This window comes from Arthrobacter sp. NPDC057009 (assembly GCF_042673905.1).
GTDB lineage: Bacteria > Actinomycetota > Actinomycetes > Actinomycetales > Micrococcaceae > Arthrobacter.
This window is the reverse complement of the sequence record NZ_JBHUSB010000011.1, coordinates 152,984-170,685: the sequence shown is the minus strand read 5'-3', so window position 1 is coordinate 170,685 and position 17,702 is coordinate 152,984. Positions and strand designations below refer to the sequence as shown.

Sequence of the window (17,702 nt, the reverse complement as noted above, 5' to 3'; positions counted from 1 at the left end):
GACGACGGCGGGACCTCCCGCCGTCGTCCGCTCCCTTTTGTGCTGTTCAGCGCTACAGACTCAGTGCCAAAGCCCTAGGGCAAACTCCGCAATCACCGTGGACAGCAGGAATGATGCGGTGATGGCGACGAGGCCCACCGGGATGATCTTCCAGCCGATGTTTCTCAGGAGCGGGATGTCCTTGCCCAGGGACAGGCCGGCGAGCGTCAGCATGACCGTGGCGATCGACAGGAAGTCCACCGCCTTGATGGGCCCGTTCAGCGCCCCGGCTGCGAAGAACCAGGGGCTGGAGATGTAGGCGCCGATGGTGGTGATGTAGACGATCGCCGAGATCTTCTTGGTGAGCTTGGCCAGGGCAATGCTGACCAGCACCAGCGCGAGCATGATGGCGTACCCGGCAACGATGGTCAGGCTGAATCCCTTGGCCGCGATCGAGGCCGTGCCGATGCCCAGGACCGTGAGGACCGAGAGCGAGAGCCACAGCGGCAGGTGCATGGCGGCCGAGGATTCGGCAACCCGTTCGCGGAACCGGCGGTTCTCTTCGGCCTGGGCCTCCGCTGCAGCGTCGGTATCGGCGAGCTCGGCGCCGGTGTGCTGCGACGGGGCGCCGGCCGTGACCGCTGCCTCCTCCCGGGTCTGCTTACGGGTCAGCGCCCGGTAGAAACGGTCCGCCAGCGGCAGGGCAAGGTAGATGCCGACGTAGACGCCCAGGATGGTGGTGATCAGGTTGGAGATGGCGGCCATGCCGAGGATGGCCTCCTGGTCGCCGGGGTAGGCGGCGATGATGCTGGCCGAGGAGGCCGCCATCATGGATCCGGACCCCACGCCTGCGCCCATGGCCAGGGCCAGGGGGTCGAAGATCTTCCAGTTGGAGATGAGAGAGGTCAGCAGCGTGATGTACACGGCGCCGAACAGGGTTCCGAACACGTACATGGCCAGGACGCCGCGGTACTGGTCGGAGTCGGGGCCGTACTTTTCGGAGACCATGGCGAAGGACGGCTCCCGGTCAAGGGAGAACGTCGCACCCACGGTGGCCTTGCCCATGCGGAGCAGGACGGCGAGCGGCAGTGCCAGCGCGATGGTGCCCAGCAGGTGCCCGACCTCCTGCAGCAGCAGTGCAGGACCGGCCTTGAGCAGGGTGGGCAGGCTGGGGCCGATGTTGAAGGCCAGCCGCGCCACCAGGAGCAGCACAGCCACACCGACCAGGGCGGCGGCCACGCGCTGCAGGTCCAGTCCCAGGGGCTTGAACTTCTGGACCGAGACCAGCAGGCCGAGGATAAGACCCCAGACCATGGGGAAGATGACGATCGCGCCGATGCCGACGTCGATCTTGGCCTGGCCGATCAGCTGGACCGCCAGGGCAATGACAAAGGCCAGCGCGGCGATGGGAAGCGTCAGCCGGGCACCAGCCCGGTCTGTCCGCGCGGGTGTGGTGCTGGTGCTCATGATGTGCCTTCCTGTGTAACCGTCTGACGGCGGTAGGCCGCTTTGATCAGGCGTGCCCTTTCGGTGGATGTGGTGGCCGCGGCGGCGACGGTCCAGGCGAGCGCGGTGGCTGCCTCGGACATCACGGCGTAGGCCTCCCGGGAGTCTGCCAGCGCGGCGAAAGCGTGCGAGTGAATGGGAACGTCCGCGCCGGGAATGCTGAGCCAGGGATGCAGGCTCGGGATGACCTGCGAGATGTTGCCCATGTCCGTTGAGCCGCCGCTGATGCCTGCCGACGGGGAGGTGTCCTTGCCGAACACGTCCATGGCCTCGGTCCAGTGCGCCGCCAGGGCGTCGTCCTGGATCAGGGGTTCGTACAGGGGTTCCGTGTCCTCGATGGCCAGTGTGGTGCCCGTGGCGAGGGCCGCCCCCTCGAAGCAGCGGCGGACGCGTTCCAGCAGCGCCTCATATTCCTTCAGGGTAAAGGCCCGGCATTCGAACTCCACCACCGCCCGTTCCGGAATGATGTTGGTGACGTGTCCGCCCTCTGCGACATAGAGGGCAACGCGGTGGTCGCCGGGGATCTGCTGGCGCAGCAGGCCGACGGCGACCTGGCTCAGCACCGCGGCGTCCGCGGCGTTCACGCCCTGGTGCGGGGCAGCTGCCGCATGGGCTGCCTTGCCCGTGAACGTCGCCCGGTAGCGGCCGACGGCCTGGGCGCTGGTGCCAGCCGGGTTGTACGTCACCCCGTCCTGGACCGGGTGGACCATGAGGGCGAGGCTGACGCCGTCGAAGGCGCCTTGTTCCAGCAGGAGCGACTTGCCGCCGCCGTGTTCCTCGGCGGGGGTTCCGATGGCCTTGAGGGTGATGCCGAGCTCGTCGACGAGCGGGCGCAGGGCGAGGGCTGCGCCCACCGAGGCGCCCGCGATCAGGTTGTGGCCACAGGCGTGTCCGATATCGGGCAGTGCGTCGTATTCCACGCACAGGGCCACTACCAGGTCGCCGCTGCCGGCGGTGGCGGTAAACGCGGTGGGAAGTCCGCCTGTTCCGTGTTCCACCTCGAAGCCGCCCTCAGCGAGCAGGTCTGCCGCCGCCCGGGCGGAGTGGACCTCCTCGAAGGACACCTCCTTGAGGGCGTGGATCTGCTGCGCCATGGCCAGGACCCGCGGTTTCCAGTTGCGGACGCCCTCCGCCAGCGCGGTGCGGTGGGCCTGCAGGGCAGGCGTTGGCTCGTTCAGTTCCATGGGTATGCCGGCCTTAGTAGGAGAGGGACGGGAAGGGGGCACCTGCCGCACGGGTCGGCACCCAGATGGCCTTGGTCTGCGTGTACTCGTCCAGGACACCGGGGCCGGACGAGCGGCCGTGGCCGGAGTCCCCGAAGCCGCCGAACGGCACCGCCACGTGGATGGTCTTGTACGAGTTGATCCAGAACGTGCCGGCCTTCACCTGGCGGGCAACGTGGTGAGCACGTGAAACATCCGAGGTCCACACGGCGCCGGCCAGGCCGAAGTTCGTGTTGTTGGCCCGGGCGATGGCCTCGGCCTCCGAGTCGAAGGCATCGGCCCCGACGACGGGCCCGAAGACCTCGGTGGTTTCGAGCCGGTTCTGCGGCGTCACGCCATCGAGCAGGGTGGGCATCACCCAGTGGCCGCCGGACAGCGACGACCCGGCCAGAGCGTCGGGAAGCGTTCCGTCGGTAACCCGGCGTCCGCCGTCGTTCATTCCTGCCTCGATGAGCGAGGTGACGGTGGCGAATTGCTGGGCCGTGATGATGGGGCCCACCTCGGTGTCCGGGCTCAGCGGGTCGCCGACGCGCAGCCGGGCGGCGCGGTCCGCCACCAGTTCGACGAACCGGGCGTGCACGCTGCGCTCCACCAGGAGCCGTGAGCCGGCGACGCAGGACTGGCCGGCGCCGGAGAAGATGGCTGCGATGGCGCCGTCGGCGGCGCGTTCCAGGTCCGCGTCCGCGAACACGATGTTGGCGCTCTTGCCGCCGAGCTCCAGCAGCGCGGGGATGCCGGCCTGTGCTGCCGCGACGGCCACGCGCCGCCCGGTGGGGACGGAACCGATGAAGCTGACTTTGCCAACGCGCCGGTCGCTGGTGAGGGCCGCGCCCACGGTCTGGCCGAGTCCTGCGGCCACGTTGAACACGCCTGCGGGCAGGCCGGCTTCATGCGCCAGCTGGGCGAGGCGGACGGTGGAGGCGGGCGTGAATTCGCTGGGCTTGATGATGACCGCGTTGCCGGCGGCCAGCGGGGCGGCGGAGTTCCAGCCGGCGGTGAACAGCGGCGCGTTCCAGGGCGTGATGGCCACGATGACGCCCCACGGTACGCGCTCGGTGTAGGTGTGCCAGGGGCCGGGAACGGGGATGGTCTGGCCGGTCAGCTTGTCGGCCCAGCCGGCGTAGTAGCCGAACATCTCGGCAACCTTGGCCGCCTCCACCCGGGCGTCGCGGATGGGTTTTCCGGCGGTGGCGGACTCGAGGACGGCAAGCTCTTCAGCGTGGTCCTCCACCGTGCGGCTGACGTTGCGCAGGATGGCGGCGCGTTCGAAGCCGTTCAGCTCGGCCCAGGCGGCGGCGCCGGCCACCGAGCTTTCCAGGATGGCGTTGGCGCCCTCTGCACCCGGGTCCGCGTACGTGGCGAAGGGCTCGCCGGTGGCGGCGGCGGTGAGCGTGATGCCCTCGCCGCTGCCGGCTACGGTCCGGCCGTCAAGGAATGCGCCCAGTCCGTTGGGGAAGGCCGCATCCAGGACGGCGCGGGCGGTGGCCGCTGAGGAGGAGGTGGGTGCTGTGGTGGTGCTCAAGGTGATGGTCCTCTGGTTTGTTTTGGTCGTTTGCTGTGGGGCCGTTAGGCGACGGCGGTGGTGCCGTTTTTGCTGTCGGGTGCGCCCGCCGGGGTGATGGCCGGAGCGACGGTACGTGCAATTTCCGTGAAGTCCGCGCGGGGGCCGAGGGCGGCGAGGGCTTCTTGCCACTGGCCGGCGACGGCGGCCAGCAGCGACGGGTTTTCGCCGATCTGGGCGGCGACGTCGACGGCGAGGGCGGCGTCGCGTGCCATGAGCCCGAGCGAAAAACCGGAGTCGTGGGTTCCGGAGAGCACCCAGTTGGGGTACATGTTTGCGGAGACTTTGCTGCCGCCGGAGGCCTCGCTGATGCTTGCCGCCGCCTTGGCCGGATCGATGCCGTAGGCCTTGGCGACGCCGAGGGCCTCGCCGACAGAGACCAGGTTGGCCGCCGCCAGGACGTTGTTCAGGAGCTTGACCACGTTGCCGCTGCCGGGCCCGCCGATGTGGTTGTACTTGCCGCCCGTGAGTGCCAGCAGGACGGGTTCCGCCGCGGCAAGGGCGGCGTCAGTTGCCCCGACGAAGGCGCTCAGCGTGCCCGTTGCTGCGCCGTCGCGGCCACCGGAGACGGGGGCATCCACGAAGGCTGCGCCCCGGGCCTCGGCCAGTGCGGCCAGCTGCTTGCTTGTTGCCGGTTCGGAGGTGGTGGTGTCAATGACCGCGATGGTCCCCGGCGCTGCCAAGAGCTGCGGGACGGTGGCTTCAACCACGCTCGCCGCAGGGAGGGAGAGGACCGCGTAGGGGGTGCCGGCCAGCTCCTCGACGCTGGCGGTGACGGCGATCCCGGCCTCGGCTGCGGCGGTCCGTGCCGATTCGGAGGGGTCGAAACCGGTGACTTGCCAGCCGGCCTTGTGTAGCGTGGCCGCCATCGCCCCGCCCATGGAGCCGAGGCCAATGACGGCGATGCGGCGGTCGGTGCTGGTGTTCATGAAGGTGCTCCTGGAAGAAAAGTGTGTGGGACGGGTTGGGTGCTAAACAGGGCTGCAGGTCAGTCGAGGTAGATGTCGAGGTCTTTCCATAGCTGCTGGGTGCGGCGGATGGCTGCGCGGCTGCGCTCCGGGTGGGCGGCTTCCATGCCTGCCAGCAGACCGTAGACCAGTGAATTTGCAGCGGTGACGGACTGGAAGAAGGAGATGCCCTCCGAGGCCACCACGAGGAGGTGGTCTGCCACGGCTGCGAGTCGGCCGCGCCGCATGTCGGTGATGGCAACCACTTTCGCACCGGCCTGTTTGGCGGCCTCGGCGGTGACGATGATCTGCCGCATGGAGCGCCACATGTTGATGACCACCAGGACGTCGCCGGGGCCCAGGGCGTTGGCGCTGGAGGCGAGGTGGACGGCGCCGCGGTTTTCGAGGGTGATGGGGTAGCCCATGGTCGAGCCCAGGTGTGCCATCACGCTTGCGGGCCCGGCGAAGGAGCCCAGCCCCAGGACGATGATGGACTTGGCCGCGGCCAGGGTGGCGATCGCCGCCTCCGCGCCGTCGGCGGTGTTGGAGTCCAGGGTCAGGCGCAGGTTCTCGATGTCGTGGTTGAGCGCATCATGCAGGGGACTGCGGTGTTCCCCGTGCTCGGTCAGCGTGTCCTCGGTGGAAATCATCACCAGGTAACGCGACCGCAGTTCCCGCTGGAGGTCCGGCCAGCCCCGGTAGCCCAGGCGCTGTGCCGCGCGGACCACCGTCGAATTGTTGACGTCGGCCCGCTGGGCAATCTCCGCAATGTCGGCGTACGAGGACAGCTGCGGGTTGCGGGCAATCACGTCGACAACCCGGGTCTGGGCCTTGGACAGGGGAACGTCCGGAAGCGCGTCGCCGAGCCAGGAATGGGATGCGGGTGCGGCGGCGGTTCCCGTGCTGGTGTCCAATCCGGCCGTGTCGGGGTTCAAGGTCAGCCTCTTCCTTTGACGGGTCTGTAACTCGGATCACTCTGCAAGTGCGTTTGCGTCTAATGTACTCTGCAATTCGAATTGCGAAAAGTGTTTTCTGGTTTGCCGTCTCCGAAACCCGGACCCAGGGCCCATTGCAGCAGCGTTAAGACCGCGCCACCATGAACTTATGAGCACCGAAACACCGGGCACAGGGGAGCTGAGTCTCCCGCAGGCGTTCCTCCTCCTGGCGACGAATGACAAGGACGGCGAGCCGGAAGTACCGTCAAGCGTTCTTAAAGCGGGACTGACCGGGGCGATTCTGGCCGAGCTGGATCTGCTGGGGGCAGTCCGCTTAGACGGAAAGTACGTGCGGGCGGTAGGTGAGCCCCCGCCGTCGGACTTCCGGCACCAGTGGGAGCTGATCCACGACAAGTCCCGGCCGCACAGTCCTCGGCGGTGGGTTGCCATGCTGGAAAACCGCGCCGAACTGCACCGCGTCTATGAGGGCATGGCGGCTCTCGGCGTCGTGACCCACGTCGGCGAAAAGCATCTGGGGGTCTTCAGGACCACCCGGTACCCGGAAAAGGACCATGCGCCGAAAGCGGCACTGTTGGCGAGGATCGAAGGCGTACTGAACGGATCGGCGTCGGACGCCAGGACAACGGCCCTGATTGGCCTGCTGCACGCGGCAGGGCTGATGGACAAGCTTTTCCCGGGCGCCGGTCCCGGCAGGCTCAGGGAGTTGACCGGTGAGCATTGGCCCTCCCGCGCGGTGCGGGACGAGCTGCGCATGATTCGGCTCGCCGAGGCGGAAGCGGCCACGTAGCGGGCACTTGCGGAAAAACCCGGCATGCTGATTTACTTCCCCCACGGTTCCTTAAGCAAACGGGTCCGAGTGCTGTAGCGCGCTGCTATGGGGGAGCACCATTCGGAGGATCAATGGCGGGGGAACACCGTGACGATCTAGTCATGCAGTCACTGCTGCTGGACGAGATCGGCCAGTCCGTGATCGGCATGGACGGCGACTGGCGCATCACCTATTGGAACCGCGCTTCAGAGCGTCTGTACGGGTTCGGCCGGGACACAGTATTGGGCCTGAAGATCTCGGATCTGGGAATCCTGGGAGCCGAGGCACGGGGCCAGAACGCCACGGACCGGGAGATGGCTGGCAGGCTTGCCCGCGGCGGGGACTGGGCAGGCGAACTGTGGGTCCGCCACAGCACAGGCCGGGAGTTCCCGGTCCACGTGACAGTCAGCCGGATCAGGGGCCGGCACACCGTGCCGGTCGCGGTGGTGGCCATCTCCAAGGACATCACCGACCGCAAGCACACTGAGGCCATCCTGCGCAGGCTGTCCGCCATGGTCGAATCTTCCGGGGACGCCATCATCGGCGCCGATCTCAGCGGGAAGATCACCAGCTGGAACGCCGGCGCGGCGAGGATGCTGGGCTGGAGTTCCTGGGAGGCTGTGGGGCAAAGCCTCTCGCTGTTCACGGCCGACGACGGCCCGTACTTCGGCGCGGACGTCACCGCCCGCACGGGGAACGGGACGTTCATTACGGGTGTGGGCGCGAAGTGGCGCTGCAAGGACGCGGGAGTGATCGACGTCGAACTGACCGTGTCCCCCGTCTATGACCAGGACGGCGTCCGGGTGGGGGCATCGGCCATCGCCCGGGACATCACCGAGATCCAGCGGCTGAAAGCCGCCGCTGAGGCCGAACGGGAGCGGCTCCTGGCTGCCCAGGAAATTGCCCACGTCGGCAGCGTTGAACACACGGTTGCCACGGGGGAGACGTGGCACTCAGAGGAATTCGACCGGATCCTGGGGTTCTCCAAGGGGGACCGGAAGGACCGGGAAACCATTTTGGCGCGGATTCACCACGAGGACCGGGACCGCGTGCTGGAAGTGTGGGAGAGCCTGGGGCGCGGCCTGGGCTTCGCAGATTTCGAATACCGGATCATCCGTCCCGGCGGCGAACAGCGGTGGCTGCATTCCCGGATCCGCAGTATCAATGGCGCAGACGGCAAGCCGATCCGGTTCCTGGACACGGTCCTGGATATCACCGACCGGAAAAAGACGGAACAGATCCTGGAGTGGCGGGCGCGCCACGATGCGCTGACCGGGCTGCCCAACAGGTACATGGTCACCGAGGTGCTCCAGGATGTCCTGGATGGGGAGGCCCGCCCGGTGGTGATGTTTGTCGACGTCGACCGGTTCAAACTGATCAATGACGGCATCGGCCACGGAGCCGGCGACGCCATCCTGGTGCTGCTGGGCGAGCGGCTGAAGGCCGCCGTCCGGGCCGGCGATACGGTGGGCCGGTTCGGTGGCGACGAGTTCGTGGTGATCTGCGAGAACCTGCAGATGTGCGGTGCCCAGGGTCTCGCTGAACGGATACGGGAGGCCACCCGGCAGCCGTTCGACGTGGACGGCCGGCAGATCTACCTCAACGTCAGTGTGGGAATTGCCCTGGCGGACGAGGAGGACACCGCCGAATCCATGCTGCAGGGGGCGGACGCCGCCATGTACCGGGCCAAGTCCGCGGGCGGGGATTCGTCGGCCATCTACGACGCGCGCATGACCGGACGGGCCACCGGGCGCCTTGACCTCGAATCCGACCTGCGCCTTGCGCTGGAGCGCAATGAGCTGTCCCTGAACTACCAGCCGATCATCGACCTTTCCGCCGAGGGCGCCGTCGGTTTTGAGGCGCTGCTTCGCTGGCACCATCACGAGCACGGCCCGATCATGCCCGATACCTTCATCCCCATCGCCGAGGAGACGGGCCTGATCCTGCCGATCGGCACCTGGGTGCTGCGCGAGGCGCTGCACCAGGTGCAGCAGTGGCGTACGGAGGTCCCGGGCGCGGAGAACTTCACGGCGGCAGTGAACATCTCCGGCCGCCAGCTCGTGGCCAGCGACTTTCCCGACATCGTGGAGGCGGCCATCCGCGACACCGGGATCGACCCGGCCGCCGTCCATCTGGAAATCACCGAAACAGTGCTCATGGACCAGCCGGACCTGCCCAAGGAAACGCTGCAGCGGCTGGCCCGCCTGGGCGTCGGCCTGTCCATCGACGACTTCGGCACCGGTTACTCGTCGCTGAGCTACCTCAAGTGGCTCTCCGCCCGCACCCTCAAGATCGACCGCACCTTCGTCGAGGAACTCGGCACCGACCCGCACGGGGCCACCATCATCGAACTGGTCCTCGGCATGGCGGAAAGCCTCCGCCTTGATGTCGTGGCCGAAGGCGTGGAGACGAATGCCCAGCTCGCGGAACTCCGCCGGCTCGGTGTGCGCCTGGCGCAGGGCTACCTCTGGAGCAAGCCCCTGCCGGCGGAGCGGATCCCGGCCTGGCTGAAGTCCCATCCGGCCAGGGTCCCGGCGGTGGAGTCCCTGCCCGGCGTGGGTTGATGCGGAGTAGATTGGCAGCATGCAGGAGCGCAGACGCAAGCGCCGCTGGGTGATCGCCGCTGCGGCGGGTGCCGTTGTGGTGGCTTTGGGACTCGCGCTGTTCAAGCCGTGGCTGCTGTTCATCGACGTGCGGGTGGATGAGCAGCTTCCTACCGTTGCGGCCTCCACTGTTGCGGTCTCGCCGTCACCGGAGCGGACAGCTCCGTCCGCCGGCCCGAAGCTGCCTTCCGGAAGCCCCAGCACGGCGCCTGCCGGACCAATCCAGCTTGCCGAAGGCCGACTGATCAGCCACGAACACGCCACCTCCGGGACCGTCCGGATTGTCCGGCAGTCCGGCGGATCACGGGTCCTGACGCTGGAGAACCTGGACACTTCCAACGGGCCGGATGTGCACGTCTGGCTCAGCGCCGCCGACGTGGTGGAGGGAACAGCGGGATGGTTCACGGCCGGCTCCGCAGAACACTATGACCTGGGCCTGATCAAGGGGAACCAGGGCAACCAGGTGTACGCGATCCCCGATGACGTCGACCTGGCCCGGTACCGGTCCGTGGACCTGTGGTGCGTCCAGTTCAGTGTTTCTTTCGGGGCGGCCCAGCTCAGCAGATAGGCGCACGGCCCGGTCATACCCAGAGAACGACGACGGCGGGTGGTCCCGCCGTCGTCCTTTAGCTTTGATGGGATGCGGTCAGAGATGCGCGGCCAGGTGCTCGCCGGCTGCGAAGGCGCGGGTGATGGCCGAGCCGAGGGTCGCTCCGCCTCCCGGGTAGTTGTTGCGGAAGACGCCGGCGGAGACGTTGCCTGCAGCGTAGAGTCCGGGGATCGGCTGCCGGTGCCGGTCGAGGACCCGGCCGGAGAAGTCGGTGTCCAGGCCGCCGGAGGTTCCCAGCACGCCGGCGGAAATCCGGACGGCGTAAAACGGGGCGGAAGCGAGCGGGGCAAGGCACGGGTTGGGGGTGTTGGCGGCGTCGCCCAGGAACCGGTCCTGCGGGGTTGCGCCGCGGTGGAACTCCGTGTCCACTCCATTCGAGGCGTCCGCGTTGAACCGGGCCACCGTGGCCGCCAGTCCGGCGGGGTCGATCCCGGACTTTTCGGCCAGTTCCTCCAGCGAACCCCCGGCTGTGATCCAATCCGCCGGGGCTCCGGCGGGCGAGCCGGCAACCGGGTACTTCGCCAGGTACGCCGCATCGAAGACGAGCCATGCCGGGTTGTTCTGCTGGCGGCCGGTCAGCGGGTCGACGGAGGCGAACACACGGCACGCATCGTGGTAGTTCAGCGCCTCGTTCACGAACCGCTTCCCGGCAGCATTCACAGTGATCGAGCCAGGCAGTGTCATTTCCACGTTCCCCATCCGGCCGGAGCGCACGCCGTCATACTCGTGTGATGCCTCGGAAATCACCGGCACTCCCCAGATTGCGGTCATGTCCGCCACAGCGGCGCCCGCCTTCAGACCCAGTTCCAGGCCATCGCCCTCGTTGGACGGTGCGCTGATGGGCGTCACGGGAAACGGCAGGAATGCCTGGCGGAGCCGCGGATTCCATTCGAAACCGCCGGACGCGAGGACGACGGCGGCCGCGGACACCGTTCTGCCCGATGCAGCACCGCCGAGGGTCATGACCCATCTGTCCCCATCGCGGGCCAGATCTTCGAACGGCGCAGAGACCGCGATCTCCACGCCGCGGTCCAGGGCGCTCACCACCAGCGAACCCACCAGCGCGCCGCCCATAGTCCGCACGCCCGTTGCGGCGCGCCGTTCCAGCAGCTCCGGATCCGCCGCCCGGCCGTTGAGCCGATCGCGTTCAGTCATGGTCAGCAGCGGAAAATACGACGACGGCCGGATCGCCTCCGCGAGGCCCGGGTGCCCCGACATGTCGAAGGCACCGTTGTCCAAGCTGCGTCCGCCGTCGGCCGCGCCTTGCCATTCCATGTGATAGTCCGGGCGGGCGATCGGCGTCAGCGAAACCCTGGTTTCGGCGTCGAGATAGGCGACGGCGCGCGGCGCCGTGCTGACGTACCACTCCACCTCCTCTTGGCTCAGCACGTGCCCCGCAGCTGCGGTGAGATACGCAACGCCGTCCTCATGGCTGTCCCGGTAGCCGGCCCGGCGGCCGAGATGGTTGTTGGGAGCCCACATCACGCCGCCTCCGGCGGCAGTGGTGCCGCCGAGCAGTGCCGCCTTCTCGGCCACGAGCACCCGCAGCCCCGTGTCGGCTGCCCTGATCGCCGCGACCAGGCCGGCCGCGCCGCTCCCTGCGACCACCACATCGTAGGTGTCCGAGACATTCCCGGCGGGGGTGAGCAACGGGGTATTCGCCGCCCGGCTCATGCCTTGGCTCCCGTGAACGCGGGGGTGTCCGTCTCGCAGGCAGCGGACGAGGCGGGCATGTCCACCACGATCTTGCCTACCGGCTCGGTGCGGCTGCGCATCAGTTCGAAGGCCTGCTGCAGGTTGTCGAAAGCGAAGCGGTGCGTCATCAGGGCCCTGGCCTGGTCCTGATGCCTGGCCAGCAGTTCCAATCCCGCCGGAATGAGGTTCAGGCTGTTTCGGCTGCCCAACAGGTCGATCTCCTTGAAGGGGATGGCGTTCATGGGAACGGACGCGGTCCTCGCCGAGATTCCGACCTGGACGACCCGTCCGGCACTCGCCACCAGGCGCACGGCGTTCTCCAGCGAGGACGGAACACCCGTGGCCTCGATGACCAGCTCCGGCCCGGCTAAATCCGTCAGCGCGTCCAGCCGGGCGGACTGGTCCGCGCCCGGGAACTCTGTGCGGGGATCCACCTGGAACGTGTCCACGGCACCGAATTTGGCGGCCAGCTCCAGCCGGTCCGGCTCGGTATCGGCGCAAACCACCCGAACACCGAGGTCCGTCAGGTACAGCGCGGCGAGCAGCCCGATCGGGCCGCTGCCCAGCACCAGCGCCGTTTCCCCGGCCGACGGCCGGCCCCGGTTTACGGCCTGCATCGCAATCGACGCGGGCTCGGCCATGGCCGCGAGATCCAGGTCCACGCCGTCGGGGACCGGGCACAGCTTCTCCACCGGTACGCTAACCAGCTCCACTAGTGCGCCGTCCGAGTAGCAGCCAATGCAGCCGATGTTCTCGCAGACGTTGAACCGGCCCAGGCGGCACGGGCGGCACTGTCCGCAGTAGACCATCGGGCTGACGGCGACCCGGTCACCGGTGCGGATGCCGGCGCCGTTGGTTCCGATGGCCTCGACGATGCCGGCGAACTCATGGCCTTGGATGACGGGCAGCCCGGCGGGATAGTCGTCCTCCCAGATGTGCAGGTCGGTGCCGCACAGGGTGACGTTGTGGACGCGGACCAGGGCATGGCCGGGTGCCAGGACCGGCTCCGGAACGTCCTCGTACCGGATGGTTTCCTTGGCGACGGTGCGGGCAATCAGCATGACGCGCTTCTAGTTCCGGGCGGCGCCGGCGGCGGCGTCAGCACCAAAAGCGATGTTCCACTGCCGGATGCTGCGGTGCTCCACAAGTCCGTGGCGGAAGAACGGGTCCTGGTCCATCAATGCTTCGGCGTCGGCCTTCGAGTCCGCCTGGATGATCAGCAGTGCACCCGGATCCTCCCCGGGCCCGAAGGGGCCGCTCTTCACCAGCCTGCCGTCGTCGAACTGTTCCTGCAGGAATTCCACGTGGCGGGGCCGGTGTTCGTCCCGTCGCGCGGACGTGGCGGCGGAGTAGGCGTAGGTAACAGCGAAGGTTCCCATGGGTGTGTCCTCATCGTTGAGCTAACGGTTGTTCCCTCCATGGTGGGCACCACGATTGTGCCGCGTCCAACACTTATTCGGTCTATGAGTATGTTTGGAAAACACATAATGCACGACGGCGGGAGGCCGGGCGGGGTGCCCGGGGGGACCTGTGCGGGACTCAGCCGGCAGGTGTGGGGAGGACTTCCTCTGCGACGGCCAGGGCCACCGCCAGGGCGGGGGAGATGCCTGCCGGATTCCAGGCCAGGCCCGATTCCAGCAGCGGTGTGGTGCCCGTCAGAGGAATGAACACGGTTCCGCCGGGCATGATGGTGGCGACGGAGGCGGGCATCAGGCTCACCCCGACACCGCCCGCAACGAGCGACAGCGCCGTATAGGGATCGGTGACCTCCTGCGCCACTCTCGGCCTGAAGCCGGATGCGGCGCAGGCGGCAAAGATGGCCTCGCGGAGCGTGGACCCCTGGGCGGCGCGCATAGTGACAAAACCGTCGTCGGAAAGCTCGGCGAGCGCGATCGCCGGCCGCTCCGCCAGCGGGTGGTCCACCGGCACGGTGGCGCCCAGCTGTTCGAGGGCGATGCTGCGCGTGGACAGCGTGCCCGCGTCCAGTGGCAGCCCGACAAAGGCGAGGTCCAGTGAACCGTTCCGGAGCTGCTGCAGCGCGTCCTGGGTCAGCAGTCCGCCGGTGAGCGTGAGGTCCAGCGCCGGATAGCGGTGCCGGAGCGCCCTGGTCAGCGGCGGAAGCGTCCGGTGGTTCAGTGCCCCGGAGAAGCCGATGCTGAGCCGGCCGTAGAACGTGCCGGGCTCGGTGACGGCGGAACGCCGGGCGAGATCAAGTTCGTCCATGACCCGGCGGGCGTGGGGGAGAAAGGCGACACCCGCCGTCGTCAGCGCCACAGAACGGGTGCTGCGCTCAAACAGCTCCGAGCCGAGCTCCTTCTCAAGCTTCCTGATGGTCTGGCTCAGCGGCGACTGGGCCATCCGGAGGCGGTGCGCTGCCCGGCCGAAGTGCAGCTCCTCGGCCACGGCAAGGAAGGCCTCGATTTGCCGAAGCTCCATGCAGTTCCTCCTGTGCCCGCAGCGGCGGGTCCGAATACGCAGATAATGCCCTCAAATTAGCAATCTGAGGGCATTATCTGCTTGTTCGCGCTTGGTTGCTGTGCGTCCAGAAGGAAGCTAGCGCACCGGGTTGCCCAGCTGCCGCAGCGGGGTCTTGTGGGTTTCGCGGGCCCAGTACGCGCCGGCCACGGCCAGCAGCGAGGATGCCGCGACGATCCAGGCGGCCGGGCCCCAGTTGGCCTTGTCGGCGCCGACCAGTGCAGTGCCCAGCAGGGGGGTGAAGCCGGCGCAGAGGATGCCGACCTGCAGGCCGATGGCCATGCCCGAGTAGCGGACCTTGACGTTGAACAGCTCGGAGAACCAGGCCGGGTAGATCGCGTTGGACATGGAGTACGTGCCGGCGGTGATCACGGTGCTGGCGAGGAAGATCATGGGGATGTTGCCTGTGGAGATGACCGAGAAGTAGACGAAGATCATCAGTCCGGACCCCAGGACACCGGTGATGAACACCGGTCGGCGGCCGAAGCGGTCCGAGAGGTGGGCCATCAGCGGCTGGCTGGCGATGGCGATGACGTTGCCAACGATGCTGACCCAGAGCATGGTCGACGCCGGCACGCCGACGGACACGGCGTAGGCGAGGCCGAAGGACTGCATGAACGTGTTGGTGACGGTTTCGAAGGACATCAGGGCAACCTGGAAGAACTGCGCCGGGTGCGTCTTGAACATCTTGGCGAAGGGAAGCTTGACGAGTTCGCCGTGGTCGTGCTTTTCCTCGAACACCTCAGGCTCCTCAAGGGAGCGCCGGACCAGGTAGGCGACCACAAGCACCAGCAGCGAGAGCCAGAATGGAATGCGCCAGCCCCAGGCGAGGCGGTCCGCTTCGCTCATGGCGGCCACGGGCAGGAACGCGAGCGAGGCCAGGACGATGCCGGCAGAGATGCCGCTCATGGCAAAGCTGGCGAAGAAGCCGCGGCGGCCCTCAGGAGCCTCCTCAGTGGACAGGGCGGAGGCTCCGGCGGTTTCCGCGCCGGCGGACAGGCCCTGCATGAGGCGCAGGACCACCAGCAGGGCGGGTGCCCAGTAACCGACAGCGTTGAAGTCCGGGAGCACGCCGATCAGGAATGTTGCCGAACCCATGAGCACCAGGGTCAGTACGAGCGTGTTTTTGCGGCCGATCTTGTCCCCCAGGTGGCCGAAGACGATGGCGCCAAAGGGGCGTGCCACATAGGCAACACCGAACGTGGCAAAGGAGGCGATGAGGGCGACGGTTGCATCGCCTGCAGGGAAAAAGATCTTGGAGAAGACCAGTGATGCCGCGGTGGCGTAGATGAAGAAGTCGTAGTACTCCAGCGCGCCGCCGAGGAAGGCGGCGAGGGCGGCCTTTTTGGCACGCTTCAGCTGGTATTGCTGCGCCTCGGTGCTGACATTAGGGGCAAGCTCGGTCATTGCAGGGGTCCTTCCGCACTGAAAGACGGGGTCCGGATTTTCGAATTGTGCGTATCGCGAACAAACGTACGATATGCGACTAGAAAAAGAATAGCGCAGAGTGAAGTGACTCACAATCCGCTTCTGTATGCCCCCCTTGCGCGTTTGCAGCGGACCTTATCCTTGGTAGGTCAGGAACAGTTCGCAGCTTGAAGTGCAGGGAGCCCATGGACGAACAGCCGGCCTACTTCGTGAAATCGGTGGAGAAGGCGTTCGATGTGCTCCTGGCGTTCACCCCGAACTCCCCGCGACTGACGGTCTCCCAGGTGGCTGCCGCAGCGGACATGACCAGGGCTTCCGCCCGCCGGTTCCTCCTCACCCTGGCCGACCTCGGCTACCTGCGCACGGACGGGACCCACTTTGAGCTGACGGCCCGTTCGCTGGACATCGGCCGGACGTACCTGGCCAACCTCGAGCTTCCGGCCATCGCGGACCGGCACCTGAAATCCCTCGCCGCCGAGCTGAACGAGACCACTTCGCTCTGCGTGCTGGACGGGGCCGACGTCGTGTATGTCGCGTGCGTGCCCTCGCCGCGGCTACTCAGCGTCACCATCACCGTGGGAACCAGGTTCCCGGCCTGGGCGACGTCCATGGGGCGCGTGCTGCTGGGCGGCCTGGCCGAGGAGGGGCTGCAGGCCTACCTCGAAAACGTCCGGCTGCAGAAACTGACCGAGCGCTCGGTCGCGAGCCCGGACCAGCTGCGCACGGAGATCGAACGCGCCAGAGCCAGGGGCTGGTCCATGGTGTCGCAGGAGCTGGAGGAGGGGCTGCGCGGCGTGGCCGTGCCGGTCTGGCGCGGCCATGACATGGTAGCGGCCGTCAACGTCTCCCTCCAGACCCACCGTTCGCCGGCCGAGGACATCGAAAAGTCGGTGGTGCCGCGCCTGCAGGAGGCTGCCCGGCAGATCGGCCTGGACTACGGCGGGGGCGCGGCCGGGCTGCGGGGGGCCTGATGGCCAACTCGCCCTCCGGCGAATCCGTCATCCAGCGGGTGGTGAAGATCCTCGATGCCTTTTCGAAGGGCCGTCCGCGGATGTCGCTGAGCGAACTGGTCCGTGCCACGGGCATGTCCAGCAGCACCGCCCACCGGCTGGCCAACGACCTGGTGGACAGCGGGCTGCTGAACCGCAGCGACGCCGGTGACTACGGCGTCGGTATGAAGATGTGGGAACTTGCGTCCCGCAGTAATCCCCTTGAAGAATTCCGGCGGCGGGGCCTGCCGTTCCTGGAAGGGGTCCACGCGGCTGTCCGGGAACAGGTCTCACTCTCCATTCCCGACGTCGATTCAGGCACCGTGCTGTACCTGGAGCAGCTGGACCGGCACGGCACCGTCACCAATCTCGCTGCAGTGGCAGGCCGGCTCCTGATCCACAACACGTCCTCCGGGATGGCCATGATGGCGCATATGCCGCGTGACGTGCAGGAACGGTTCCTGGCGGGTCCGCTGGAGAAATCCACCGCCGCCACAGAGACCGACCCCGGCCGCCTGCGGGCCCAGCTCGCCCTGATCCGGGAGCGCGGCTACTCGCGCATGGCCGGTGTGCTGGTGGAAGAAAACACCGCCTACGCCGTCCCCGTCTTTGGTGAGGGTAACAGCGTGATCGGGGCGATCGCCGTCGTAATTCCGACGGCGGACGAGGATCCCAAGGTGGTCCTTCCTGTGCTGGTGGCCGCGGGGCGCGGCTTGTCCCGGACCATGGGCGCCGAACGGCGGCCCTACGGCACACGGCCCTGGCTCCAAGGTGCCTGACCTGAGGCTCTGAGCTCCTGGCCGGACGGCAGCTTCCCATCCGGCATCCCATTGAACGGGAAATCTCGCCGCGATGCTTTTCCCTGCTCCTAGTGTTTTTCCCCAGAGCCACAGGCACCGGACGCGGTGCAGGCCAACACTTC

The 17,702-nt window shown here is 67.6% G+C and carries 15 protein-coding genes; 5 read left to right on the top strand and 10 right to left on the bottom strand.

From position 1 onward, the window contains the following. Window positions 1–60: 60 nt before the first annotated feature. From ACFTR6_RS13585 to ACFTR6_RS13565, 5 genes are read right to left on the bottom strand one after another with little or no spacing between them, the layout of a single operon-like run. The gene (locus ACFTR6_RS13585) at window positions 61–1,446 is read right to left on the bottom strand and encodes a DUF3100 domain-containing protein (RefSeq protein WP_076800179.1); all 1,386 of its coding nucleotides are present in this window, start codon (window positions 1,444–1,446) and stop codon (window positions 61–63) included. Continuing rightward, a complete protein-coding gene (locus tag ACFTR6_RS13580) occupies window positions 1,443–2,669 on the bottom strand; it encodes an amidohydrolase (protein ID WP_377958292.1) in 1,227 nt (408 codons plus the stop codon). The genes ACFTR6_RS13585 and ACFTR6_RS13580 overlap by 4 nt, the downstream gene beginning before the upstream one ends. A gap of 13 nt (window positions 2,670–2,682) precedes the next feature. Then, window positions 2,683–4,230, bottom strand: coding sequence for an aldehyde dehydrogenase family protein (locus ACFTR6_RS13575; protein ID WP_377958291.1), 1,548 nt, complete (start codon window positions 4,228–4,230; stop codon window positions 2,683–2,685). Between the two features lie 44 nt (window positions 4,231–4,274). Then, a complete protein-coding gene (locus tag ACFTR6_RS13570; protein ID WP_377958290.1) occupies window positions 4,275–5,198 on the bottom strand; it encodes an NAD(P)-dependent oxidoreductase in 924 nt (307 codons plus the stop codon). Between the two features lie 59 nt (window positions 5,199–5,257). Continuing rightward, window positions 5,258–6,151 (bottom strand): MurR/RpiR family transcriptional regulator, encoded by an 894-nt coding sequence (locus ACFTR6_RS13565; RefSeq protein ID WP_377958289.1) that lies wholly within the window; start codon window positions 6,149–6,151, stop codon window positions 5,258–5,260. A gap of 169 nt (window positions 6,152–6,320) precedes the next feature. Between ACFTR6_RS13565 and ACFTR6_RS13560 the strand changes: the two genes are divergently transcribed. The 3 genes from ACFTR6_RS13560 to ACFTR6_RS13550 all read left to right on the top strand — a co-directional run bounded on the left by ACFTR6_RS13560 (window position 6,321) and on the right by ACFTR6_RS13550 (window position 10,151). Continuing rightward, the gene (locus ACFTR6_RS13560) at window positions 6,321–6,959 is read left to right on the top strand and encodes a GPP34 family phosphoprotein (RefSeq protein ID WP_377958288.1); all 639 of its coding nucleotides are present in this window, start codon (window positions 6,321–6,323) and stop codon (window positions 6,957–6,959) included. 143 nt (window positions 6,960–7,102) lie between these two features. Further along, window positions 7,103–9,544 carry an EAL domain-containing protein gene (locus ACFTR6_RS13555; RefSeq protein ID WP_377958287.1) on the top strand — a complete coding sequence of 814 codons (2,442 nt, stop codon included), beginning with the start codon at window positions 7,103–7,105 and terminating at the stop codon, window positions 9,542–9,544. A gap of 19 nt (window positions 9,545–9,563) precedes the next feature. Further along, window positions 9,564–10,151: a DM13 domain-containing protein gene (locus tag ACFTR6_RS13550; RefSeq protein ID WP_377958286.1), complete on the top strand. Its 588-nt coding sequence runs from the start codon at window positions 9,564–9,566 to the stop codon at window positions 10,149–10,151. A gap of 78 nt (window positions 10,152–10,229) precedes the next feature. On the opposite strand, the gene ACFTR6_RS13545 is transcribed toward ACFTR6_RS13550, so the two are convergent. The 5 genes from ACFTR6_RS13545 to ACFTR6_RS13525 form a co-directional block, all read right to left on the bottom strand. Next, window positions 10,230–11,867 carry an FAD-dependent oxidoreductase gene (locus ACFTR6_RS13545; RefSeq protein ID WP_377958285.1) on the bottom strand — a complete coding sequence of 546 codons (1,638 nt, stop codon included), beginning with the start codon at window positions 11,865–11,867 and terminating at the stop codon, window positions 10,230–10,232. Further along, window positions 11,864–12,949, bottom strand: coding sequence for a zinc-binding dehydrogenase (locus ACFTR6_RS13540; protein ID WP_377958284.1), 1,086 nt, complete (start codon window positions 12,947–12,949; stop codon window positions 11,864–11,866). The genes ACFTR6_RS13545 and ACFTR6_RS13540 overlap by 4 nt, the downstream gene beginning before the upstream one ends. Window positions 12,950–12,958: 9 nt before the next feature. Next, the gene (locus tag ACFTR6_RS13535; RefSeq protein ID WP_377958283.1) at window positions 12,959–13,267 is read right to left on the bottom strand and encodes a YciI family protein; all 309 of its coding nucleotides are present in this window, start codon (window positions 13,265–13,267) and stop codon (window positions 12,959–12,961) included. A gap of 160 nt (window positions 13,268–13,427) precedes the next feature. Then, complete coding sequence (locus ACFTR6_RS13530; RefSeq protein WP_377958282.1) at window positions 13,428–14,324, bottom strand: LysR family transcriptional regulator; 897 nt, start codon at window positions 14,322–14,324, stop codon at window positions 13,428–13,430. A 117-nt stretch (window positions 14,325–14,441) separates the two neighbouring features. Continuing rightward, window positions 14,442–15,770 (bottom strand): MFS transporter, encoded by a 1,329-nt coding sequence (locus tag ACFTR6_RS13525; RefSeq protein WP_377958281.1) that lies wholly within the window; start codon window positions 15,768–15,770, stop codon window positions 14,442–14,444. 206 nt (window positions 15,771–15,976) lie between these two features. Here ACFTR6_RS13525 and ACFTR6_RS13520 point away from each other — a divergent pair, with 206 nt between their 5' ends. Together ACFTR6_RS13520 and ACFTR6_RS13515 are read left to right on the top strand one after the other, a co-directional pair. Then, window positions 15,977–16,762 (top strand): IclR family transcriptional regulator C-terminal domain-containing protein, encoded by a 786-nt coding sequence (locus tag ACFTR6_RS13520; RefSeq protein ID WP_377958280.1) that lies wholly within the window; start codon window positions 15,977–15,979, stop codon window positions 16,760–16,762. After that, window positions 16,762–17,559 carry an IclR family transcriptional regulator gene (locus tag ACFTR6_RS13515; RefSeq protein ID WP_377958279.1) on the top strand — a complete coding sequence of 266 codons (798 nt, stop codon included), beginning with the start codon at window positions 16,762–16,764 and terminating at the stop codon, window positions 17,557–17,559. Before ACFTR6_RS13520 ends, ACFTR6_RS13515 begins: the two co-directional genes overlap by 1 nt. Window positions 17,560–17,702: the final 143 nt, after the last annotated feature.

Bases quoted from the DNA above. Each gene is read 5' to 3' on its own strand.
- ACFTR6_RS13585 (WP_076800179.1), bottom strand. From the start codon at position 1,446: ATGAGCACCAGCACCACACCCGCGCGGACAGACCGGGCTGGTGCCCGG.
- ACFTR6_RS13580 (WP_377958292.1), bottom strand. From the start codon at position 2,669: ATGGAACTGAACGAGCCAACGCCTGCCCTGCAGGCCCACCGCACCGCG.
- ACFTR6_RS13570 (WP_377958290.1), bottom strand. From the start codon at position 5,198: ATGAACACCAGCACCGACCGCCGCATCGCCGTCATTGGCCTCGGCTCC.
- ACFTR6_RS13560 (WP_377958288.1), top strand. From the start codon at position 6,321: ATGAGCACCGAAACACCGGGCACAGGGGAGCTGAGTCTCCCGCAGGCG.
- ACFTR6_RS13555 (WP_377958287.1), top strand. From the start codon at position 7,103: ATGCAGTCACTGCTGCTGGACGAGATCGGCCAGTCCGTGATCGGCATG.
- ACFTR6_RS13550 (WP_377958286.1), top strand. From the start codon at position 9,564: ATGCAGGAGCGCAGACGCAAGCGCCGCTGGGTGATCGCCGCTGCGGCG.
- ACFTR6_RS13545 (WP_377958285.1), bottom strand. From the start codon at position 11,867: ATGAGCCGGGCGGCGAATACCCCGTTGCTCACCCCCGCCGGGAATGTC.
- ACFTR6_RS13540 (WP_377958284.1), bottom strand. From the start codon at position 12,949: ATGCTGATTGCCCGCACCGTCGCCAAGGAAACCATCCGGTACGAGGAC.
- ACFTR6_RS13535 (WP_377958283.1), bottom strand. From the start codon at position 13,267: ATGGGAACCTTCGCTGTTACCTACGCCTACTCCGCCGCCACGTCCGCG.
- ACFTR6_RS13530 (WP_377958282.1), bottom strand. From the start codon at position 14,324: ATGGAGCTTCGGCAAATCGAGGCCTTCCTTGCCGTGGCCGAGGAGCTG.
- ACFTR6_RS13525 (WP_377958281.1), bottom strand. From the start codon at position 15,770: ATGACCGAGCTTGCCCCTAATGTCAGCACCGAGGCGCAGCAATACCAG.
- ACFTR6_RS13520 (WP_377958280.1), top strand. From the start codon at position 15,977: ATGGACGAACAGCCGGCCTACTTCGTGAAATCGGTGGAGAAGGCGTTC.
- ACFTR6_RS13515 (WP_377958279.1), top strand. From the start codon at position 16,762: ATGGCCAACTCGCCCTCCGGCGAATCCGTCATCCAGCGGGTGGTGAAG.